This is a genomic window from Brevundimonas sp., assembly GCF_016742135.1.
GTDB lineage: Bacteria > Pseudomonadota > Alphaproteobacteria > Caulobacterales > Caulobacteraceae > Brevundimonas.
Genome location: NZ_JACVCG010000003.1, coordinates 412,996 through 433,147, shown reverse-complemented (window position 1 = coordinate 433,147; position 20,152 = coordinate 412,996). Strand labels below are relative to the sequence as shown.

Here is a 20,152-nt window from a genome sequence, read left to right as displayed (position 1 = left end):
CTTCCTTGATCTCGAACTCCCAGCCGTTGCCGGCCAGCGAATCCACGGCGTAAACGTCGTTGACCTTGTGCCAGCCCGCGTCAATCGCGCCATACCAGCCATTCGGCTCAGCCGAAGCCGCACCAGCACCCAGGGCGAGCGCCGCAGCGGCGCTGGACGCCAGGATAAAACTCTTAACACGCATCGGTGAATGCCCTCCGCAGCCTTCGTTGAAATATGCGACGGACACGCCGCCTCGCGGTTCTAATAACAGCGCCCGTCCTGAAGGTCGAGGCTCAACTGGCCCGGAAAGCGCCTAAACTGTGGCAGCGTGATACCGAAGATACAGCTTCAGGTCGCCGCAATGTCCGAATCCGCACACAGCCGGGCCTCGCAGGCCGCGAATTCGTCCGCCGTGTCGACATCCCAGCCCCGTTCGACGGGCATGACGTAACCCAGCGCGCCCTCCGGCCTGAAGGTGCGGTCGCGCGACAGTCGTTCGGGACGCGCCACATAGACGGCCCCATTGATGACAAAGGTGTCCTCGAGCGCCGGGGGCGGCCCCGCCAGGCTCCCGTCCCCCACCATCCGGACATGAAACCCCGCAGGCTTGGGCAGGGGCGACACGCTGATCACCGCCGGCGCCTGCCGCTCCTCGGCCAGGGCCACGGCGGCATCGATGTCGAGGGCCCGACGCAGCGGCGAAGTCGGCTGCAGCAGCACCACATAGTCCCAGACCCCGCCCACTTCGCCCAGGGCATGTTCGACCGCATCGATCACAGAGGCCTCTGGGCCCGACAGGGACGCCGGACGCGTGAAAGGGGCCGGGCAGCCCATCTCCGCCGCCAGGTCCAGCACCGCCGGATCGTCGCTGGACACGACAATGCGGTCCAGCACCCGGGAGGCCCGCGCCGCCGCCAGGGTCCAGCCGATCATGGGCCGCCCCGCCAGCATGCGGGTGTTCTTGCCAATCATGCGGCGGGAGCCTGCCCGCGCCGGAATGACCCCGATCACCCGCCTGTCGCCGATCATGGCACCCTCCGCCCTGCCCGTCCGGGGCCGTCCCATCTGAGGACGCGCCGGCTTATGGAGGGTTAACGGCGTGCGTCTTGCGTGGCCGACGCCACCGCCTATCCTGCCGCCATGTCCCTGACCCCGCCCGCGCCGGCCCACCCCCGGCAGACCGGTCCGCTCCGCCATCTGTCGATCGTGCGGGCCCTGATGCTGCGCGAACTGATCACCCGCTATGGCCGCGAGGGGCTGGGGTTTCTGTGGGTGATCGGCGAGCCCCTGGTCTTCTGCCTCGGCGTGGTGCTGATGTGGAACCTGATCCGGCCAGAGTATGAGCACGGCATCCGCCTCGGCCCCATGGTGATGACCGGCTATATGGCCCTGCTGCTGCTGCGCCATCAGATCAGCTTCAGCCTGTCGGCGCTTCAGGCCAACACCGGCCTGCTGCATCACCGGGCGATCGCGGTGCTGCACCTGTACGCCGCGAGGAACGCCCTCGAATTCCTCGGCACCACCGCCGCCTTCCTGGTGGTCTATCTGCTTCTGGGCTTTCTGGGCGAGGTCCCGGCGCCGGCGGACTGGGGCCTGATGTTTGCAGGCTGGCTGCTGCTGGCCCTTCTCGGCCTGGGGCTGGCCCTGATCTTCAGCGCCCTGGCCCAGCGGTTCGTGGTCATGGAGAGGATCGTGCCGCTCTTGACCTATGCCCTGATCCCCATGTCAGGGGCCTTCTTCATGGCCTCATGGGTGCCGCCCGCCTGGCGCGACGCCTATCTGCTCATTCCCCTGCCGCATGCGGTCGAGATGATCCGCGCCGGCGTGTTCGGTCCCTTTGTCGAGACCCACTATGACGGCCTCTATGCGCTCGGCTGGGGTCTGGTCCTCACCCTCCTGGGCCTGCTTCTGATCGCCGGGGCCCGCGACCGGATCGAGGCCGAGTGAGTCCGAGCATGCCCGGCGATAGCCTGTTGCGCCGTCACGGGTTATCAGTCGCGTCATGACCGATCCCGTGCCGGAATTCCCCCGTGACCGCCTGTCCTTCCGGCAGCGTCCGCGCCTGCCCGCCCTGCCCCCCTGGGCCCCGTCCTGGCCCTTCCTGATCTGTGTGATCCTGCCGACCCTGCTGGCCGCCGTCTATTTCCTCCTGATCGCCTCGCCCCGCTATGTCTCCGAGGCGCGTTTCATCGTCCGCCAGTCCGGACAGGTCCAGCCCGATGCCCTCGGCCTGACCCTGCAGGGGGTCGGGCTCAGCGCCACCCAGACCGATGCCTTCGCCGTCCATGACTATATGCGGTCGCGGGACGCGGTGGCCGAGCTGGACCGGTCGCTGGACCTGTCCCGCATGCTAGGCCCGCCCGGCGCCGACGTCTTTTCGCGCTGGCCCCGACCCTGGGAAAGCCGCAGCCGCGAGGGGCTCCACAAGGGCTATCAGCGCTTTGTCACCGTCGGCTATGACGCCACGACCGGCATCAGCATCCTCAGGGTCGAGGCCTATCGCCCCGAGGACGCCCGCCGTCTGGCCGAGGCCCTGCTGACGGGCGGCGAGGATCTGGTCAACCGGTTGAACGCCCGCTCGGTCGCCGATGCCGTCACCCAGGCCGAACGCTCCCGCGACGAGGCCCGCGAGCGGCTCAGCGAGGCCCAGCGCCGGCTGGTGGCCTTCCGCAACCGCGAGCGCTTCATCGACCCCTCCATGGTCGCCGCCGAAGGGGCCGGCCTGATCGGCGAACTGTCGGCCACCCTCGCCGGCCTGCGCGCCGAACGGGCCCAGCTGGCGGCCGAAGCCCCGCAAAGCCCGCAACTGCCCAGCCTCGACAACCGTATCACCGCCTATGAGCGCCAGATCTCGGCCGAGCGTTCCAAACTGGCCGGGGCCGCCACCTCCCTCGTGCCCGCCGTCAGCGCCTATGAGGATCTGGTGCGCGAGCGCGAACTGGCCGACCGGCAGCTGTCCGAGGCTACCGCCGCCCTGCTGGCCGCCGAACGGGACGCCCGGCGTCAGGCCCTCTATCTGCAGCGGGTGGTCAACCCCGGCCTGGCGGACGACGCCATCCTGCCCCGTCGCTGGAGGTCCATCCTGATCGTCCTGATCGGCAGCCTTCTTCTGTACGGGGTGGGCTGGCTGGTCTGGTCGGGCCTGCGCGAGCACCGGCAGCAGGGATGACGGCCGGGCCCGCCCCTGCTGTCGATCCGGGTCTTGTCGTCACCGGACTGGCCAAGGCCTGGGCGTCAGGCCGCGCGCCGGTCTTGGCCGATATCGATTTCAGCCTGTCCCGCACCGGGCGACTGGCGCTGCTGGGCCGCAACGGCCAGGGCAAGTCGACCCTGATCAAGGTGCTGGGCGGGGTGCTGCGCCCCACCCGGGGCCAGGTCCGCTGGCGCATGGCAGCCTCATGGCCGATCGGCTTCGGCGGCGGCTTTCAGGGCAGTCTGTCGGGCCTCGACAACATCCGCTTCCTCGCCCGTCTGTATGAGCGCGACTTCGACCATCTGCTGGCCCGTGTCGACGACTTCGCCGAGCTGGGCCAGGCCCTGAAACAGCCGGTCAAACACTATTCCTCCGGCATGCGGGCGCGCCTCGCCTTCGGCCTGTCGCTGGCCATCGAGTTCGACTGCTATCTGATCGACGAGGTGGTGGCCGTCGGCGATGCCCGCTTTCAGGAAAAATGCCGCGAGGAGCTGTTCGCGCGCCGCGCCGACCGCGCCTTCATCATGGCCTCACACGACACCCATCTGGTCGAGCGCGAGTGCGACCGCGCCCTGATTCTCGAGGGCGGCCGGGCGCGCCTCTATGACAATGTCCATGAGGCCGTCGAGGCCTACACCTTCCTGAGGGCGGCCTGATGGCGGATCTGAAGACCCTGCTGGCCCGCAGCCGGGCCGCCTTCACGCCGCCGACCGCGCTTCAGGCCCAGGTGCGCGCCGATGCCGCCCGCGACCGCCGCGACTGGGCTGCCGCCGCCCGCCACTATCGCCGGTCGCTGGACCTCGACCCCACCCGCGCCGCCATCTGGGTCCAGTACGGTCATGCCCTGAAGGAGTCGGGCCGCCGCGCCGAGGCCGAGACGGCCTATCGCAAGGCCACCACCCTCGCCCCCGACGACGCCGACGCCGCCCTGCAGTTGGGCCACATCCTGATGCTGCTCGACCGGCCGACGGAGGCCCTGCCCACCTTCGAACGCGCCCTCGTCCTGATGCCGACCCTACGTCCGGCCCGCGAGGCCCTGCGCGATCTGGCCCGGCGCGGCCATCGCTCGACCGATCCGGCCGTTGTCGAGGCCCTGCGCACGACACAGCCCCGCTTCCGCGCCCAGACCTCAGCCAGCGTCACAGGCTTGCCGGCGCATGAGGCCCGCTATGTCTTCGACGTCTCGGACCTGCTCGGCTATTTCCGCAATGCCCGCCTGCCGACCGGCATCCAGCGCGTCCAGATCGAGGTGATCTCCGCCCTGCTGGCCACCCCGGACCGGGCTGATCAGATCGCCGTCTGCGCCTTTGCCGAGGGGCGGGACGGCTGGGTGCCGGTGCCGTCCGATCTGTTCCTCGACCTCGCCGATGCCGCCCGCGCCGACGGATCGCTTGACGATCCCGACTGGCAGAAGCTGATGGACACCCTCCAGACCGAGCTGGAGCTGGCCCCGCCCCTGAGGTTCCGCACCGGCGCATGGCTGGTCAATCTGGGCACCTCCTGGTGGCTGCAGAACTATTTCCTCAGGGTGCGCGAGGCCCGGCGGCGTCACGGCATCCGCTATGTGCCCTTCGTCCACGACATGATCCCGGTGATGGCGCCCGAGCACTGCGTGCGTCCGCTGACCCAGGACTTCATCAGCTGGGTCATGGGCGTCTTCAGCCATGCCGACGGCTGGTTGACCAATTCTGAGGCCTCGGCGCGCGATCTTCACCGGGTGGCCGCGCGCCTCGGCCGCCGGGTTGATCCAGCGCAGGTCCATGTCGTGCCCCTCGATGCCGACTTCCGGCCCCCGTCAGAGCTCGGCCTCGACCCGGCCCTGCGCGACCGCCATGATACCGAGGTGCTGGCCCGCTTCGGCCTGGCCGCCGACCGCTATGTCCTGTTCGTCTCGACCATCGAGAGCCGCAAGAACCACCTTGAAGCCTTCCGGGCCTGGCGCGAGCTGATCGACCGCCATGGCGAGGACGCGGTGCCCACCCTGGTCTGCGTCGGCAACCACGGCTGGCTGAATGATGCCGTCTTCGCCCGGCTGGAAAGCGACCCCGTCCTGCAACGCAAGGTGCAGATGCGGCGCGGACTGGCAGATGCCGATCTGGCCGCCCTCTATCGTCAGGCGGCCTTTACCCTCTATCCCAGTCTGTACGAGGGCTGGGGCCTGCCGGTGACCGAATCCCTGTGCCACGGGACGCCCGTGCTGGCCTCAGACAGTTCCTCCCTGCCCGAAGCGGGCGGCGATCTGGCGGTCTATTACCGGGCGGGAGACACAGAGGGGCTGGTCGAGACGCTCGAGCGGCTCAGCCTGACCGACGGCTGGCGGCAGCGCCTCCGCGCCGACATCGCCCGCCGGTTCCGGCCCCGCGACTGGGCCGCGGTGGCCGATGACATGCTGAACCGCCTGTCCGGGTGGGACTCCGCCGGCGGCGCAGCCCTTCCCGATGCCCCGGTGCCCGCCCTGCCCCCCGGCCGCTATGTCTGGATGCGGCGCAGTCAGGAATTGGCGATCCGCCCCGGCCTGCTGCCGGCCGAGGCCTTCCGTCTCGGCGACACCTGGCTGCCGCCCGAGGACTGGGGCTGCCCGGCGCGGGCGGGTCAGGCCGTGCTGAAGATGACGCGGACGGCGAGCGGCGATCCCCTGCGTCTGTTCATCGGCCTGAAGGGCGCGCCACACGCGGGCTGCAGCTGGTGGATCGACTGTTCGGGCATGCCGGTCGATCAGGGCCACCTGGACCCGGACGCGGTATGCTGGCGCGCCATCGATCTCCCGGCACCAAGCTGGTCCAACCCGACCCTGATCCTTGGCCTGCACAGCCGTCCCGATCCGGGGGCGCCGCGCACGGACGCCCCCCCGCGGGGCGTGGGGGTGATCGGCTTCATGATCTGCCCGGTCGACGATGCCCGGGCGCGGGCCGACTTCCTCGAGGCCCTCAGGCTCGACGACCTGGCCGGTCTGGAACGCCGCCAGATCGCAGCCGTCGAACAGGCCGTCAGCCCTTCGACCTGAAACCAACCAGGGGCTGCCGCGTGTGCGACAGCCCCTGGTGTGCCTTTGGCCCTGTCCGCCCCGGGGTGGCCCGGGGCGGTCGGGTTATGCGTCTCAGGCGAAGCCCCACGGATCGTGCGGGGTCGGCCGTCCGAAGTCGTCGTCCAGCACGGTCACCTGCTTGCGGTCGTCGATCGGAAGGATGAACAGATCCAGATCCGTCCCGCGCAGGGCCTCGGGCAGATCGGCCAGCCCCCCGGGCAGACCGACCGGCCCGTCCTCGGCCTGCGGCAGCACCAGCGGGGTCGAGTCCAGCGACGCCTTGCTGAACAGGAAGTCGTCGTCGCCCAGCGCCGGCAGGATCTGCGGACCCGCATCATCCTTGATCACCGGCCCGGTCTCGGCCACCGGCAGGACCTGGGGCCCGGCCGCCTTCGACAGCACCACGAAGGCGTCGTCCTCCAGCCCCGGCAGGATCTGGGCGGCGTCGGCGTACGGGTTCACCGGCCCCTCTTCGGCGACCGGCAGCACCTGGGCCTCCCCGGCCTTGCCGGCATCGCCAGTCTTGCCGGCCTGCCCGGTGAGGTCCGGGCGGGCCGCGACCTCCGGCAGCACCAGACCGTCGTCCACACCCGACCCCGGCAGCACCTGCGGTCCGTCGTAATCGATCCTGGCGACCAGACCCGGCAGGGCGATGTCGTCGTCGGCCGGCGGCAGGACCTGCGGTCCCGCGTCGGCATCGTCGGGCGCGACCTCGGCCGCGGCAGGCGCGGGCGACGCCAGGGTCGGAATGCCCCCCACATAGAGCGGCAGGGTGATGGCCCGGTGCTCGGCCGATTCCGAGAATTCGAGCAGCATCTGGGCCCGGGTCAGGGTGCCGTTGGTCAGCGCCTCAATATAGACGGCCCGGCCCCCGGCATCGGCCGCGCGGTTCAGCACCGTCTGGTAAAGGGCATCGACGAACTGGGCGTTGGTCAGCCCGCCATAGATCTGTTGCCCCTCGGCCGAGTTGAGGAAGGTGGTGGCGATGGCCAGAAGGCTGGTGCCCCCGGCCAGGGCCCCGGTCCAGCTGATCAGGCCGTCCTCGTCCGGCAGGCGGTTATAGGCCGCGTCATACAGCCGGGCGATGGCGGCGGCATTGTCGTTGCCGACCCACAGCCCCTCGGCCAGGGTCGACCAGCTGATGGCGCGGTGCTCCGCCGACTCGGCAAAGATCAGCATCAGACCCGCGCGCGTGCCGCCGTTAGCCAGATAGACCAGCCAGCTGTTGATGCCGTCGGGGTCGCCGTCCCGGTTCAGCGCGTTCAGATACAGCCGGTCGATGAACTGACGGTCGGTCAGCGTGCCGTAATTGTTCACGAACTCGGCCGAGGCGATGAAGCGCGCAGCCATTTCCTGCATCGACACCCCGGCCTCCAGCGCATTCAGCTGGATTTCGAAGCCGAGCGCATCGGGCTCACGGCCAAAGGCCGCCGAATACAGCCGCATCAGCTGGGCCGCCTGGCTGTCGGCGTTGAAGGTCAGGGTGCCGTCGACGAACTCGGCCGCCTCCATGCCCGACAGGGTGTCGGTCCCGCCCTCGCGTCCGCCCGACACCGTGTCATACCGCGCCGTCGTATAGCCGCGGTAAGCCCCGGCATAGACCGCCACGTCATACCCGTCGCCGCCATTCAGCGTGTCATTGCCCGCCCCGCCCACAAGACGGTCATTGCCCGCACCGCCAATCAGGGTGTCGGGGCCTGCGCCACCGAACAGCTCATCGTCGCCCGTGCCGCCGTCCAGGGTCGAGCCCTGCAGGGTCACCGGCACCGGCGGGGCGCTGGGAATGGAGACGTGCAGCGTATAGGTGCCGCCCACGGGGGGTGCGCTGGTGGTCACGAACTCGCCGCTGCCGCTCGCCCACTGGGACACCTCGATATAATAGGTGCCCGGCTGGCCGAAGCTCATGGTCAGGCCGGAATCCGTGGTCTGGCCGTCCGGCGGGATGGCGTCGTCGTTCGTCGCCAGCACCACACCGCTTTGAGTCATTATCCGGATGACGGTGTCGAAACTGGCGTTGTCGATATCGAAGGTAACGCTCTCGCCCGCCACGACGGTAAAGGAATAATACTCCCGCCCGCCATGGCTGGTCGCCCTGACGGTCGAGTGCGGAATGGTGGTGGAATCCTTGATGTCGGGGTTTTCCATGAGATCGAAGGTGCCGGCCAGCGACACCGCATTGGCGGTGCTGTTGTTGGCCGTGCCCTGCGCCTTGATCACATCAGGGGCGGCAACCTCGGCCGGAGCCCCGGCATAGAGACGGTCGTTGCCGCCGCCGCCATTGATCACATCCACGCCGCCGCCCCCGCGGATCACATCATTGCCTGCGCCCCCGGTCAGAGTGTCCGAAAAGGCTGAGCCGATGATCTCCTCAATGCTGATCAGGGTGTCGTTGCCGGCCGCCCCGGTCACCACGCCCGTGCCCAGATTGGCGACGATCCCGCCGATGGCGGTCGAATAGTCCGCGATGTCATGGCCGTTGCCGCCGTTCAGCGTGTCATTGCCGAACCCGCCGATCAGGATGTCGTCGCCGTCTCCCCCGTTCAGGACGTCATTGCCGAAGCCCCCGTCCAGGATGTCATTGCCCGCCAGACCGTTGATGACGTCATCCCCGCCCAGACCCGCGATGGCGTCGCCGAAAGTCGTACCGTTGATGTTCTCATTGGTGATGTCGCCGGACACGACCAGGCCACCGGTCGGGGCCGCCGCGATGGTCTGGTCCGCGAACTGAAGCCACTCGACGTTGGTGATGGTATCGGTGCCATCCGGCCCGACCACAGTGCCGATCTGCCCGTTCCAGGTAATGGTGTACTGGCTGCGGTTGCCCGAGAAGACTACCGTGTCGATACCCAGGCCGCCGTCGATCTGGTCGTTTCCGCCATTGCCCCGCAGCACATTATTGCCCGAGTTGCCGCGGATCATATCATTGCCCGAGCCGCCGATGGCATTCTCGATCACCGCACCGAGCGCGATCGACACATTGCCGACCAGCCCGCCGACGTTCGAGAACGACGCCTGGCGCAGGTCGATGACCTGGTTCTGGCTGTAGCCCGAGAAGTCGAAGGTGTCGTTGCCCCCCGCGTCCCAGACGGCAAAGATCATATGGCCGTTGTGGTCAGGGGCGAACCAGGGCTGACCGGCGTTGGAGTTGAAGCCATAGACCGTATCGCCGGTGCGGGTCGTCATATTGGCCCCGTACAGCCGCTGGGCCGCCGCGATATCGTCCATCAACGGTACCGCCGAATACTGGAAGAACCCGGTGTTACCCACCCACCGGACGAAGTCCGCGCCCGTCTCGCGCTCGCTGAAATAACTCATCAGCGAATACTGGCGGGAATCCTCGAAATAGGTGGCGTGGGCCGCATAGGTGATGGTGACGCCGGCCCCGGCATTGTAATCGGCGGGGTGCAGCAGGCCGATGGCGTGGCCGATCTCGTGGGTCAGCACCTGATAGCCATAGGCGTTCAGCACCGGCGTGGCGTTATACCCCAGGCTGTTGTTGATCCAGACGTCGCCCGCATTGGCGTTGAAAGCGGTGCTGCCCGGCAGATAGGCGAAGGCTGCGGCACCCGAGGCACCCGTGGAATAGTTGCCGAACAGGATGGTGGCGTTGTTGGAATAGTCGCTGCCCGTGTCGGTGACCCGCTGGAAGGTGATGCCGGCCACGTCGGCCCAGGACTGCAGGGCCAGCAGGGTGGCCGTGATCTGGGCCTGGGTGAACTGCGAGAAGCCGCCGGTGCCGTTCGGCATGGTGCCCGGCTCGGTCGCCCGGAAGGCAAAGGTGACGGTCGTCGCCTGGCCCATGGTGCCGCCCCAGAACAGATTGGCGCGCGTCAACTGGATGCCCGCATCGATCGGTCCCAGCGAGGGCTTGCCGTTCTCGCCGAAACTGCCCCGGAAGTCCCCGTTCAGGATGGCCGACAGGTCGCCGGAGCCGCCCATGTCGATCGCGCCGTGGAACCGTCCGCAGCCGGCGCACAGCCCATAGCTGGAGATGTCGCCGAACATCGCATAGGTGTCGCGTTCGGTGCTGTCCTCGACGAAACGGCCCGAGCCGCCCGTGCCGCCGGTGTTGCCGTAGACCGAAAGTGCGGTCGCATGACGACCGGTGAACAGGGAGTCGAACATTGGGAAAGCCCCTCGCGTGAATATCCAGCAGGCACCCTACTGCAGGATTCCCCGACGACAAGCGTTACAGCAGCGGTGGCGGTCAACAGACGGTGAACCGGGGTATGCGGGCCACACGGCGTCCGCGAGCCTTGCCCCGCTTCCGTTTCGGGCCGATCCGATCTAGTGAGCCCGCACCATGGATGAGATCGAACGCCAATCCGAAGACCGCGCCTGGACCACGGCCAAGACCCTGGCCGAGGCCCTGCCCTACATCCAGAACTACGACCGCCAGACCGTCGTCATCAAATACGGCGGCCACGCCATGGGCGAGACCGCCGTCGCCAAACAGTTCGCCGCCGACATCGTGCTGCTGAAGCTGATGGGGGTGAACCCGGTCGTCGTGCACGGCGGAGGACCGCAGATCAGCGCCATGCTGGACAAGGCGGGCGTCAAGTCCAGCTTCGTGGACGGCCTGCGCGTCACCGACGCCGACACCATGCAGGTCGCCGAAATGGTCCTGTCCGGCGCGGTCAACAAGGAGATCGCCCACTGGATCACCGTCGCCGGCAAACAGGCCGATGTGCGCGGCGTCGGCCTGTCGGGCAAGGACGCCGGCCTGCTGACGGTCGAGCGCACCCGCCGCACCAAGCGCGATCCCGACAGCCTGATCGAGCAGGAGGTCGATCTCGGCTTCGTCGGTGAACCGACCCGCGTCGATGCCAAGCTGATCACCCGGCTGATCGAGTCCGACGCCGACTGGGTCCCGGTCGTCGCCCCGATCGGGGTGGCCGACGACGGCCTGACCTACAACGTCAATGCCGACACGGTCGCCGGTGCCCTCGCCGGGGCGCTGGGGGCCAAACGCATGCTGCTGCTGACCGACGTCGAGGGCGTCAGGGGCAGGGACGGCCAGATCATCCGCCAGATGACCCTGGCCGAGGCCGAGGGGCTGATCGCCGACGGCACGGCCACCGGCGGCATGATCCCCAAGCTCCAGACCGCCATGGCCGCCGTGCGCGCCGGGGTCGAGGCCGTGGTCATCCTCGACGGACGCCGCCCCCACGCCATGCTGGTCGAGCTGTTCACCGAGCACGGCGCCGGAACCCTGGTGCGCGCGACATGAGCGTCGAGCTCCACCGCGCCCGCGTCTGGATCTTCGACATGGACGACACCCTGTATCCCCGCGAACAGGGCGTCATGCGGCTGGTACAGGAGCGGATCAACGCCTTCATGATGGCCGCCGTCGGCCTGCCCCAGGAAGAGGCCCGCGTCCTGCAGAAGCAGTTCCTGAACGAGCACGGCACCACCCTGGCCGGCCTGATGGCCAACTATGCGATCGACCCCGAGGCCTTCCTGACCGAGGTCCACGACGTGCCGCTGGATTCGCTCGAGCCCAATCCCGACCTCGACGCGGCGCTGCGCCGCCTGCCCGGCCGCCGGTTCGTCCTGACCAATGGCGCCCGCTATCACGCCACCCGGGTGCTGGAGCGTATCGGCATCACCGGGGCCTTTGACGCCGTCCATGCCATCGAGGACATGGATCTGGTGCCCAAGCCCGCCCCCGCCACCTTCCGCCGCTTCCTCGCGGCCCACGCCATCGAGGCCGAGGGCGCCGTCTTCTTCGAGGACACGCCGCGCAACCTCGCCCCGGCCAAGGCGCTGGGCATGACCACCGTCCTGGTCGGCGACGGCCACGGCCATGAGATCGGCGACTGGGTCGATCACCACACCCCCGACCTGCTCCACTTCCTGACCCACACCGCGCCCAAGGAGGCCGCATGAGCGACCCCGCCCACTTCAAGTCCGTCATCGAACAGGCGTGGGAGGACCGCGCCTCGGTCTCTCCCGCCACGACCGGCGAGGTCCGCGATGCCGTCGACCATGCCCTGACGGGCCTCGACGACGGCTCCCTCCGCGTCGCCTCACGCGAGGCCGATGGCACCTGGACGACCCATCAGTGGCTGAAGAAGGCCGTGCTGCTGTCCTTCCGCCTCAACCCCAACGTCCGCATGGGGGCCGGTGAGGCCGCGCCCGGGCCTTGGTGGGACAAGGTGCCGGTCAAATGGGCAGGCTGGACCGATGCCCGGTTCGAGGCCGCAGGCTTCCGCGCCGTGCCGGGCGCCGTCGCGCGCCACGGGTCCTTCATCGACCGCGACGTCGTGTTGATGCCCAGCTTCGTCAACATCGGCGCCCGGGTCGAGGCGGGCACCATGGTCGACACCTGGGCCACGGTCGGCAGCTGCGCCCAGATCGGCCGGAATGTGCACCTGTCGGGCGGCGCCGGCATCGGCGGCGTGCTGGAGCCCCTGCAGGCCAATCCCACCATTATCGAGGACGGCTGCTTCATCGGCGCCCGGGCCGAGGTGGCCGAGGGCGTCATCGTTCGCGAGGGCGCGGTGCTGGCCATGGGCGTCTATCTGTCCGGCTCGACGAAGATCGTCGATCGCGCCACCGGCGAGGTCTTCCGCGGTGAAGTGCCCGCATACTCCGTCGTGGTGCCCGGCACCCTGCCCGACCCGAACGGCGGCCCCGGCCTCTACTGCGCCGTGATCGTCAAGCGGGTTGACGCGCAGACCCGGGCCAAGACCGGCGTCAACGAACTGTTGCGCGCCTGAGCCGTTCAGGGCCGCCTTCGGACTTGGGATCGCCGTCGCCTTGCTTTAGGGCAGTATCCGGCGGGCCCGGTCCGCGATTGCAGGAGTGTATATGTCGATGCGAGTTCTGGTTCTCGGGGGTGATGGTTTCTGCGGCTGGCCCACGGCCTTGCACCTGTCGGCCCGCGGCTGGGATGTGACGATCGTCGACAATCTGTCGCGCCGGAACATCGACAATGAGCTTGAGGTCACCTCCCTGACGCCGATCCGCTCCATGGGCGAGCGCATCGCCGCCTGGAAGGAGGTCTCGGGCCGGGACATCGGCTTCGTCAACATGACCGTCGGCAAGGAGTTCGACCGTCTGGTCGCCCTGATCCGCGACTTTGCCCCCGACAGCGTCGTCCACTTCGCCGAACAGCGCGCAGCCCCCTATTCGATGAAGTCGGCCCGGCACAAGCTCTACACCGTCGACAACAATCTGAACGCCACCAACCATCTGCTGGCCGCCATCGTCGAGAGCGGGCTGGACGTCCACCTCGCCCACCTCGGCACCATGGGGGTCTATGGCTACACCACCGCCGGCCTGCGCATTCCCGAGGGCTATCTCAAGGTCACCGTCGAGACCGACTTCGGCCCGGCCGAGCAGGAGATCCTGTTCCCGCCGAACCCCGGCTCCATCTACCACATGACCAAGACCCAGGACGCCCTGCTGTTCCAGTTCTACGCCAAGAACGACGGCCTCCGGATCACCGACCTGCACCAGGGCATCGTCTGGGGTGCCGAGACCGAGGAAACCCGCAAGGACGAGCGCCTGATCAACCGCTTCGACTATGACGGCGACTACGGCACGGTCCTCAACCGCTTCCTCATCCAGGCGGCCGTCGGCTATCCGCTGACCGTCCACGGATCGGGCGGCCAGACCCGCGCCTTCATCCACATCCAGGACACGGTCCGCTGCGTCGAACTGGCCCTCAAGAACCCGCCGAAGGCCGGGGACCGGGTCAAGATCCTCAATCAGATGACCGAGAGCCGCCGCGTGCGCGACCTGGCCGAACTGGTCGCGGGCATGACCGGGGCCGAGGTCCACAATGTCCCCAACCCGCGTCAGGAAGCCGACGAGAACGACCTGGTCGTCGCCAATGACCAGTTCCGCGAGCTGGGCCTTAAACCCATCACCCTGGCCGAGGGCCTCATGCAGGACGTGACCGAGATTGCCCGCCGCTATGCCGCCCGGGCCGACCGCTCCAAAATCCCCTGCGTCTCCAGCTGGAACGCCCGCCGGGCCGAGGCGCTCAAGACCGAGCCCGTGGTCTCGGCCACCGCCGCCGCCCATCTGCGCACGGCCTGATCCCGGTTCACCCGTGAGCCCGCCCCGATCCCCCCAGACCCCGTCGATCCTGATCTTCGGCGGCGGCTGGCTGGGACAGGCCATGGGCCGCGACGTGCGGGCGAACGGCGGCACCGCCTGGCTGACCTCGCGCTCGCCCGAGGCCCGCGCCGAACTTGCGGACGCCGGCTTTCAGGCCGTCGATCCGGCCGACCCCGGGGCGCTCAAGCACGCCGTATCGGCCGTCCGGACCCTGCTGGTCACCGCCCCGCCCGAGCCCTCCGGCTGTCCGGGGCTCAGGGCCCTGATCCCGGCCCTTTCGGCCTCGGGCGCCTGGCCCGACTGGATCGGCTACATCTCGTCCAGCGCCGTCTATGGCGACCGGGCCGGTGCCTGGGCCTTCGAGGATGAACCCCTTCATGCCTCCAGCCTGGCGGGGGCCCGCCGCGTCCGGGCCGAGGCCGAATGGCTTGAGGCCGGCCAGGGCATGGGTCTGACGGTTCAGCTCTTTCGCCTGCCCGCCCTCTATGGCCCGGGCCGGTCCGTCGTCGAGCGCCTGCGCGACGGCACCGCCCGGCTGGTCAGGAAGCCCGGTCAGGTGTTCAACCGCATCCATGTCGACGATGTCGTCTCGGGCCTCACGGCCTCCATGGCCCGCCCCCACCCCGGCCGCGCCTATACGCTGTGCGATGACCAGCCCTCGCCCGCCGACGAGGTCATCGAATGGGCCGCCCGCCGCATGGGCCTGCCCCTGCCGCCCGAGGTCGACTGGACCGACCCCTCCGTCTCCGAGGGCATGCGCCGCTTCTATCTCGACTCCAAACGCCTCTCGAACGCCCGCGCCAAGGCCGAACTCGGCTGGCGCCCCCGCTACCCGAGCTATCGCGAGGGGATAGAGGCGATCCTCAAGACCGAGGGCTGAGGCGCCCAACCCGCACATCTCCGCCAACAAACCCCCGCCTTTCCAAGGCCCTGCCCGTCCTGACCGTCATTCTCCCCGCCCTGGTCGACCAGCCCCGCCCACTGACCGGTTGAGACTGAGGGAGGACCCCATGGACCCGCACGACCCAAACCACACCGAAGACGGCTACTGGCCCAATGACTGGCCGGGACACGATCCCGACTACGACCCCGACCGCGCCTCGATCGACGACGAATGTGCCGGCATCTTCGCCGAACGTGAACCCCGCTCCCGCCCATCCGGTCGCTCCGGCCATCACCGCGCCTCGGACGAGACCTGGGCCCGCGCCCGGGCCGACTATCTGGCGGGGGAGTCCGCCTCCGTCGTCTGCGACCGCTACGGCATGCGCGTCTCGACGCTCCGGAACCGGGCCGCCGAAGAAGGCTGGCGTCGGCAGGATCAGCCCGCCCCCGAACCCGTCGACCTCGAGGCCGAGATGGAACAGGGCCTGCCCGACTATGCCGACATGGCCAACCACGCGCTCATCCGCCTGAACCGCGCCATCCTGAAGGGCCACGCCACCGAAGCCGGCCGCTGGATGCGCCTGCACCGCACCCTGCTGGACATAGCCCGGAAGCCGGCAGCAAAACCGGCCCCCCCGCCCGCGCCCAGGCCCGACCCCCTCATGGACGCCCTCGAAGCCCAGGTCGCCGAGATCCAGACCCTGGCCCGCTCGCTGGCCAGGGCGAATTCAGACGGTTCAGACGGTTCAGACGGTAAATTGCGGGAGGACGCAGCGTCTCCTCCCCACCTCGGGTGGGGAGGGGGACCACGAAGTGGTGGAGGGGATCTTCACCCCGCGCACAGCCCTCAGCCCTCGGCCCAGAACCCCTCCGTCACGGCGCAAGATGCGCCGCGCCACCTCCCCATTGCTCCGCAACAGGGAGGAGACCCTTCAGACCCTTCAGACGGTATTTCCCGCCCCTAGAACGGCAGCAGGTTCCGCTGGCGGCTGTAGGCCATGGTGCCGACGTTGGCACCGAGGCGCAGGCCGACGCCGGTGCGCACGGGGGCCAGGATGATGCCGTCAGCCTGCTGATAGTTCACGCCCAGCCCGCCGATCAGATAGGCCGAGCCCTCGACCCCCGGGTACCGCCGGTAAATCATGTCGGGATAGTAGAGCCCGTAGACCAGGGTGAAGACGCGGCTGGCGTTGCCGCCCACGTCCCAGCCGATGGAGATGCCTTGCCAGAAGACTTCCTGTGAAGCGCTGAGGTCCTTCATGTGCAGCGCGCCGCGTCCGTAGCGCACGCCGACACCGACCGCGCCCGCGCCCTCCTCGCCCGCGATATAGGCGGTCGGGCTGTCACCCTGATCGGCGAAGATGCGTTCGATGGCCCCGCCCATGGCCTCGGCGGCGATGCCCAGCTCGCGCGAGCCGGCGGCGATCAGCTCGTCCGCCGTATAGGCCGGGGCCTGCTGATCCGAGCGGATCGGATAGTTGGGGCCCGCCGGGCCCTGACCCGGCTGGGAAGTGGCACAGCCCGACAGCGAACCGGCCGCCAGCGGCGTGGCGGCGGCAAGGCCGGTCAGGATCAGCTTGCGACGGTCCATGGCAAATCTCCTCGGGCAGCGATGGGCGCACCCTGTCGCGGCCCACATTCTCGTGGCCCACATTCTCGCGGCATTGAGTCAGACTTGCGGCGGCAAGGTTAACGGCAGATTGCCGTCAGCACTCAGCCTCTATGCGACGGGGCGTCACGGAGGGGGTCATATAGACGAACTGGCTGGTCTCGCCCGGCGACAGCGAAAAGCTGCTGGTCAGGCCCGTGCTCCAGGTGACGGTCATGGTGGCGCTGCGCGAGCCGAGGTTGCGGACCCGGTAGTAGGTCTGGTTGTTGACCCGCCCGTATTCGCTGAAAGCCGGGCATTCGCCATCCATGCGATCCGAATGATGCTCGTCCGGCCACCAGGCACCGTTCTCGGCGTCCAGCTGATCGGAAAAGGCGGCCATGCCGGTCACCAATTCCGCGCAGCCTCCCAGAAGGGCGCACGCGGCGAGCCCCGCAACAACGCGTACTCTCATGAAAACACTCCCCTATTCCCCGAAACACTGTTCGAAAAACCGGAGATCGTCAATCAGATTTTGAAGCGCATACCTACTGGCGCAGGGTCGCACCCAGCTTTTCCGCCACCGCCACGATCCTGGCCGACAGGGCCTCGATCTCGGCCTCGGTCAGGGTCGCCTGATCGGGCTGGATCGTCACCTCCAGCGCTACCGACTTGTAACCTGGCTCGACGCCCTTGCCGCGATAGACATCAAAGACGACGACATCGGCGATCCGCGCCTTGTCCGCGCCCTGCACCGCCCGGATCAGATCCCCGGCCGGCACGCGGTCCTCGACCACAAAGGCAAAGTCGCGGCTGAGCGGCATCAGTGTCGAGAGCCTGGCCGGGCCGCGCGACTTGGTCTTCGCCCCGCGCGGTTCGGGCAGGGCCTCGAGGATCAGCTCAAAGCCCAGCATCGGGGGCTCGGCGTCCAGCATCTTCAGCGTCGCCGGATGCAGGGCACCGAACTGGGCGATGACCGCCTTCGGTCCCAGCTGAACCCGCGCCGAACGGCCCGGATGCCACCAGCTGTCCGTGGGGCTGCGCTCGGGGTCCTGAACCGTCTGCAGGCCCGCCGGGGCCCCCAGCAGGGTCAGGAGGCGCATCAGGTCGCCCTTCAGCTGGAACAGCGGGTCCTCTCCCGCCCCGCTCCAGTGGCGGGCCGCATGGGGGGCCACGACGACCGTGATGGCCGTCCGCTGACCGGTCGGGCTGTCGTCGCGATAGACCGGCCCGATCTCGAACAGGGCCACATCGGGGTGGCCCCGGGCGGCATTCCGCGCCGCCGCCTGGATCAGATTGGGCAGGATCGAGGGCCGCATGCAGTCGAGCCCCTGGGCGATCGGGTTCTCGACCACCAGCCGGTCGTCCCCGCCGCCAAAGGCCCGGGCAATGTCCTGGCTGGTGAAGGACCAGGTGACCGCCTCGGCATAGCCCAGGGCGGCCAGCGCCCGGCGGGCCCGGCGCACCCGGGCCTGCAGGGGCGACAGCAGGCCGGCGCTGGGCGCGCCCAGATCCGGCAGGGGGGTGGACGGCAGGGCGTCATAGCCGACGATCCGCGCCACCTCCTCGATCAGGTCGGCCGGGCCATGGGCGTCGGCGCGCCAGCTGGGCGGGGTCACCGTCCACGGCTGGCCGGTCTCGACGGCAAAGCCGAGCGCGGTCAGCACCTCGGCGGTGCGCTCCGGGCTGACGTCCAGCCCGGTCAGCCGCCCGACGCGGGCCGGGTCAAAGGCAAAGGCTTCGGGGGCCGCCGGGGCCTCGCCCGCGACCACGACCTCGGACGGCTCGCCGCCGCACAGGTCGAGGATCATCCGGGTGGCCAGCTCGATCCCGGGCACCACCGTGCCGGGGTCGACCCGGCGGGCAAAGCGGTACTGGGCGTCCGAGCTGATGCCCAGGGTCCGTCCGGTCTGGGCCGTCGCCAGCGGATCGAACCAGGCGCTCTCGAGGAAGACGTCGGTCGTGGCGTCCGAGCAGCCGGTCGTCTCGCCGCCCATGACGCCGCCAAGGCCGATGGCCCTCTGGCCGTCGTCGTCGGCGATGACACAGATGTCCGGGGCCGCCGCATAGGTCCTGCCGTCCAGCGCGGCCAGGGTCTCGCCCTCGGTCCCGCCCCGGGCGACCACAGTCTGGCCCTTCAGGCTGCCGAGGTCATAGACGTGCAGCGGCCGGGCCCGGTCGTAGGCGATCAGGTTCGTCACATCGACCAGCCGGTTGATGGACCGCAGGCCGATGGCCGCCAGCCGCCGCTGCAGCCACTCGGGCGAGGGGCCGTTGCTGACACCCCGGATCACCCGTCCGGCAAAGACGGGGCACAGGCCGGGGGCCTCCAGCCGGATCGACACCGGGCAGGCAAAGCGGCCCGGCACGGGGGCGATGGCGGGGGTCTTCAGCCGGCCCAGACCGGCGGCGGCCAGATCCCGGGCGATGCCGTCCACGCCCAGCCAGTCGGGGCGGTTGGGGGTGACCTCAAAGTCGATGACCGGCTCGGCCCCGAACACCTCGGCCGCCGGCGTGCCGACCGCGAGGTCCGCGGGCAGGTCGAGGATGCCGTCGCTGTCGCCGGGCAGTTCCAGCTCGGCCGCCGAGCACAGCATGCCGTTCGAGACCACGCCCCGCACGGGCTTCTCGACCAGGGTCACGCCGAGGCCCGGCACGAAGGCGCCGATGGGGGCGTAGACGGTGACCAGCCCCGCCCGGGCGTTCGGCGCGCCGCAGACGATTTCCTTCGGCCCATCCACGGTCTCGACCTGACAGACCTGCAACCGGTCGGCATCGGGGTGGCGCGCGGCCGAGACGATCCGGGCGACGGTGAAGGGGGAGAGGGCCGTCGTCGGATCGGTGACGTCCTCGACCTCCATCCCGGCCATGGTCATGGCCTCGGCCACGCCCGCCGCGTCCGTCGTCGTGTCCAGGTGATCCTTCAGCCAGGAGAGGGTGAACTTCACGAAGCCTTGCCCTCGGCCTCGGCCCGCGCCTGCGCCTCTGCCTGGGCCTTCTCGGCCACCGCTCGGGCGCTCGTCAGGCCCTGCGCCATCTCCTCGACGGCCGCAAGGTTGCCCGCGAAACCAACCATCATGAAGCGGCAGCGGACGAACCGGCAGTGGGCCACGCCCACCACGCCGATGGCCTTCGTGCCGTGCGGCACGAGGAACAGGGCCTTCACGTCCTGGGTCACGCCCATGTTGCAGCCCTCGAACTGCACGCCCTCGGCCATGCCCAGGACCGCCGGCCCCTCGATCAGGCAGTCCGTGAAGGTCTTGCCCTCGATCAGGAACGCCCCGGCATTCAGATGCTGCGCGGCCATGGCGGGCAGCCAGATCGCCTCGTTCTGGAAGGTGTCGCGTTCGACCAGTTCGCGTCCGGTCGGGTTGGTGATGGGGGCTTGGTTGGAGGGTTGGCTCATGGGACG

Annotated in this window: 16 protein-coding genes and 1 pseudogene; 10 read left to right on the top strand and 7 right to left on the bottom strand. The window is 69.2% G+C overall.

What is annotated here, in order from left to right; genetic code table 11:
* Both IBJ06_RS08965 and IBJ06_RS08960 read right to left on the bottom strand, forming a co-directional pair.
* Positions 1 to 184: pseudogene (locus tag IBJ06_RS08965) on the bottom strand (cell envelope biogenesis protein OmpA); the annotation flags it as partial.
* 146 nt (positions 185 to 330) lie between these two features.
* Positions 331 to 1,011, bottom strand: coding sequence for an acylneuraminate cytidylyltransferase family protein (locus IBJ06_RS08960; RefSeq protein WP_292159373.1), 681 nt, complete (start codon positions 1,009 to 1,011; stop codon positions 331 to 333).
* Between the two features lie 81 nt (positions 1,012 to 1,092).
* Between IBJ06_RS08960 and IBJ06_RS08955 the strand changes: the two genes are divergently transcribed.
* Genes IBJ06_RS08955 through IBJ06_RS08940 form a run of 4 tightly spaced genes read left to right on the top strand, consistent with a single transcriptional unit; the run spans position 1,093 to position 6,179 of the window.
* A complete protein-coding gene (locus IBJ06_RS08955; RefSeq protein ID WP_292159371.1) occupies positions 1,093 to 1,929 on the top strand; it encodes an ABC transporter permease in 837 nt (278 codons plus the stop codon).
* Positions 1,930 to 1,984: 55 nt separating this feature from the next.
* Positions 1,985 to 3,151: a chain-length determining protein gene (locus tag IBJ06_RS08950; RefSeq protein ID WP_292159369.1), complete on the top strand. Its 1,167-nt coding sequence runs from the start codon at positions 1,985 to 1,987 to the stop codon at positions 3,149 to 3,151.
* Complete coding sequence (locus tag IBJ06_RS08945; RefSeq protein ID WP_292159368.1) at positions 3,148 to 3,831, top strand: ATP-binding cassette domain-containing protein; 684 nt, start codon at positions 3,148 to 3,150, stop codon at positions 3,829 to 3,831. The genes IBJ06_RS08950 and IBJ06_RS08945 overlap by 4 nt, the downstream gene beginning before the upstream one ends.
* A complete protein-coding gene (locus IBJ06_RS08940; protein WP_292159366.1) occupies positions 3,831 to 6,179 on the top strand; it encodes a glycosyltransferase in 2,349 nt (782 codons plus the stop codon). Before IBJ06_RS08945 ends, IBJ06_RS08940 begins: the two co-directional genes overlap by 1 nt.
* A 93-nt stretch (positions 6,180 to 6,272) precedes the next feature.
* On the opposite strand, the gene IBJ06_RS08935 is transcribed toward IBJ06_RS08940, so the two are convergent.
* Positions 6,273 to 10,325 (bottom strand): DUF4214 domain-containing protein, encoded by a 4,053-nt coding sequence (locus IBJ06_RS08935; RefSeq protein WP_292159364.1) that lies wholly within the window; start codon positions 10,323 to 10,325, stop codon positions 6,273 to 6,275.
* A gap of 187 nt (positions 10,326 to 10,512) precedes the next feature.
* Between IBJ06_RS08935 and argB the strand changes: the two genes are divergently transcribed.
* The 6 genes from argB to IBJ06_RS08905 all read left to right on the top strand — a co-directional run bounded on the left by argB (position 10,513) and on the right by IBJ06_RS08905 (position 16,117).
* Complete coding sequence (gene argB / locus IBJ06_RS08930) at positions 10,513 to 11,430, top strand: acetylglutamate kinase (protein WP_292159428.1); 918 nt, start codon at positions 10,513 to 10,515, stop codon at positions 11,428 to 11,430.
* Positions 11,427 to 12,089, top strand: coding sequence for a pyrimidine 5'-nucleotidase (locus IBJ06_RS08925; RefSeq protein WP_292159363.1), 663 nt, complete (start codon positions 11,427 to 11,429; stop codon positions 12,087 to 12,089). The genes argB and IBJ06_RS08925 overlap by 4 nt, the downstream gene beginning before the upstream one ends.
* Entirely contained in the window at positions 12,086 to 12,922 is an 837-nt protein-coding gene (gene dapD, locus IBJ06_RS08920; RefSeq protein WP_292159360.1) for a 2,3,4,5-tetrahydropyridine-2,6-dicarboxylate N-succinyltransferase, read from the top strand. The genes IBJ06_RS08925 and dapD overlap by 4 nt, the downstream gene beginning before the upstream one ends.
* A gap of 97 nt (positions 12,923 to 13,019) precedes the next feature.
* Positions 13,020 to 14,249, top strand: a complete 1,230-nt coding sequence (locus IBJ06_RS08915; protein WP_365812383.1) for an NAD-dependent epimerase/dehydratase family protein — start codon at positions 13,020 to 13,022, stop codon at positions 14,247 to 14,249.
* Between the two features lie 13 nt (positions 14,250 to 14,262).
* Positions 14,263 to 15,150 (top strand): NAD-dependent epimerase/dehydratase family protein, encoded by an 888-nt coding sequence (locus IBJ06_RS08910; RefSeq protein ID WP_292159356.1) that lies wholly within the window; start codon positions 14,263 to 14,265, stop codon positions 15,148 to 15,150.
* Between the two features lie 130 nt (positions 15,151 to 15,280).
* Positions 15,281 to 16,117, top strand: a complete 837-nt coding sequence (locus IBJ06_RS08905; RefSeq protein ID WP_292159354.1) for a hypothetical protein — start codon at positions 15,281 to 15,283, stop codon at positions 16,115 to 16,117.
* Here the strand turns inward: IBJ06_RS08905 and IBJ06_RS08900 are convergent.
* The 4 genes from IBJ06_RS08900 to IBJ06_RS08885 all read right to left on the bottom strand — a co-directional run bounded on the left by IBJ06_RS08900 (position 16,114) and on the right by IBJ06_RS08885 (position 20,146).
* Positions 16,114 to 16,743: a DUF1134 domain-containing protein gene (locus tag IBJ06_RS08900; RefSeq protein WP_292159352.1), complete on the bottom strand. Its 630-nt coding sequence runs from the start codon at positions 16,741 to 16,743 to the stop codon at positions 16,114 to 16,116. The two genes, IBJ06_RS08905 and IBJ06_RS08900, sit on opposite strands and share 4 nt — an antisense overlap.
* A 115-nt stretch (positions 16,744 to 16,858) precedes the next feature.
* A complete protein-coding gene (locus tag IBJ06_RS08895) occupies positions 16,859 to 17,215 on the bottom strand; it encodes a hypothetical protein (RefSeq protein ID WP_292159350.1) in 357 nt (118 codons plus the stop codon).
* Between the two features lie 73 nt (positions 17,216 to 17,288).
* The gene (pheT, locus tag IBJ06_RS08890; RefSeq protein WP_292159348.1) at positions 17,289 to 19,688 is read right to left on the bottom strand and encodes a phenylalanine--tRNA ligase subunit beta; all 2,400 of its coding nucleotides are present in this window, start codon (positions 19,686 to 19,688) and stop codon (positions 17,289 to 17,291) included.
* Entirely contained in the window at positions 19,685 to 20,146 is a 462-nt protein-coding gene (locus tag IBJ06_RS08885; RefSeq protein ID WP_292159346.1) for a hypothetical protein, read from the bottom strand. Before IBJ06_RS08885 ends, pheT begins: the two co-directional genes overlap by 4 nt.
* Positions 20,147 to 20,152 lie beyond the last annotated feature (6 nt).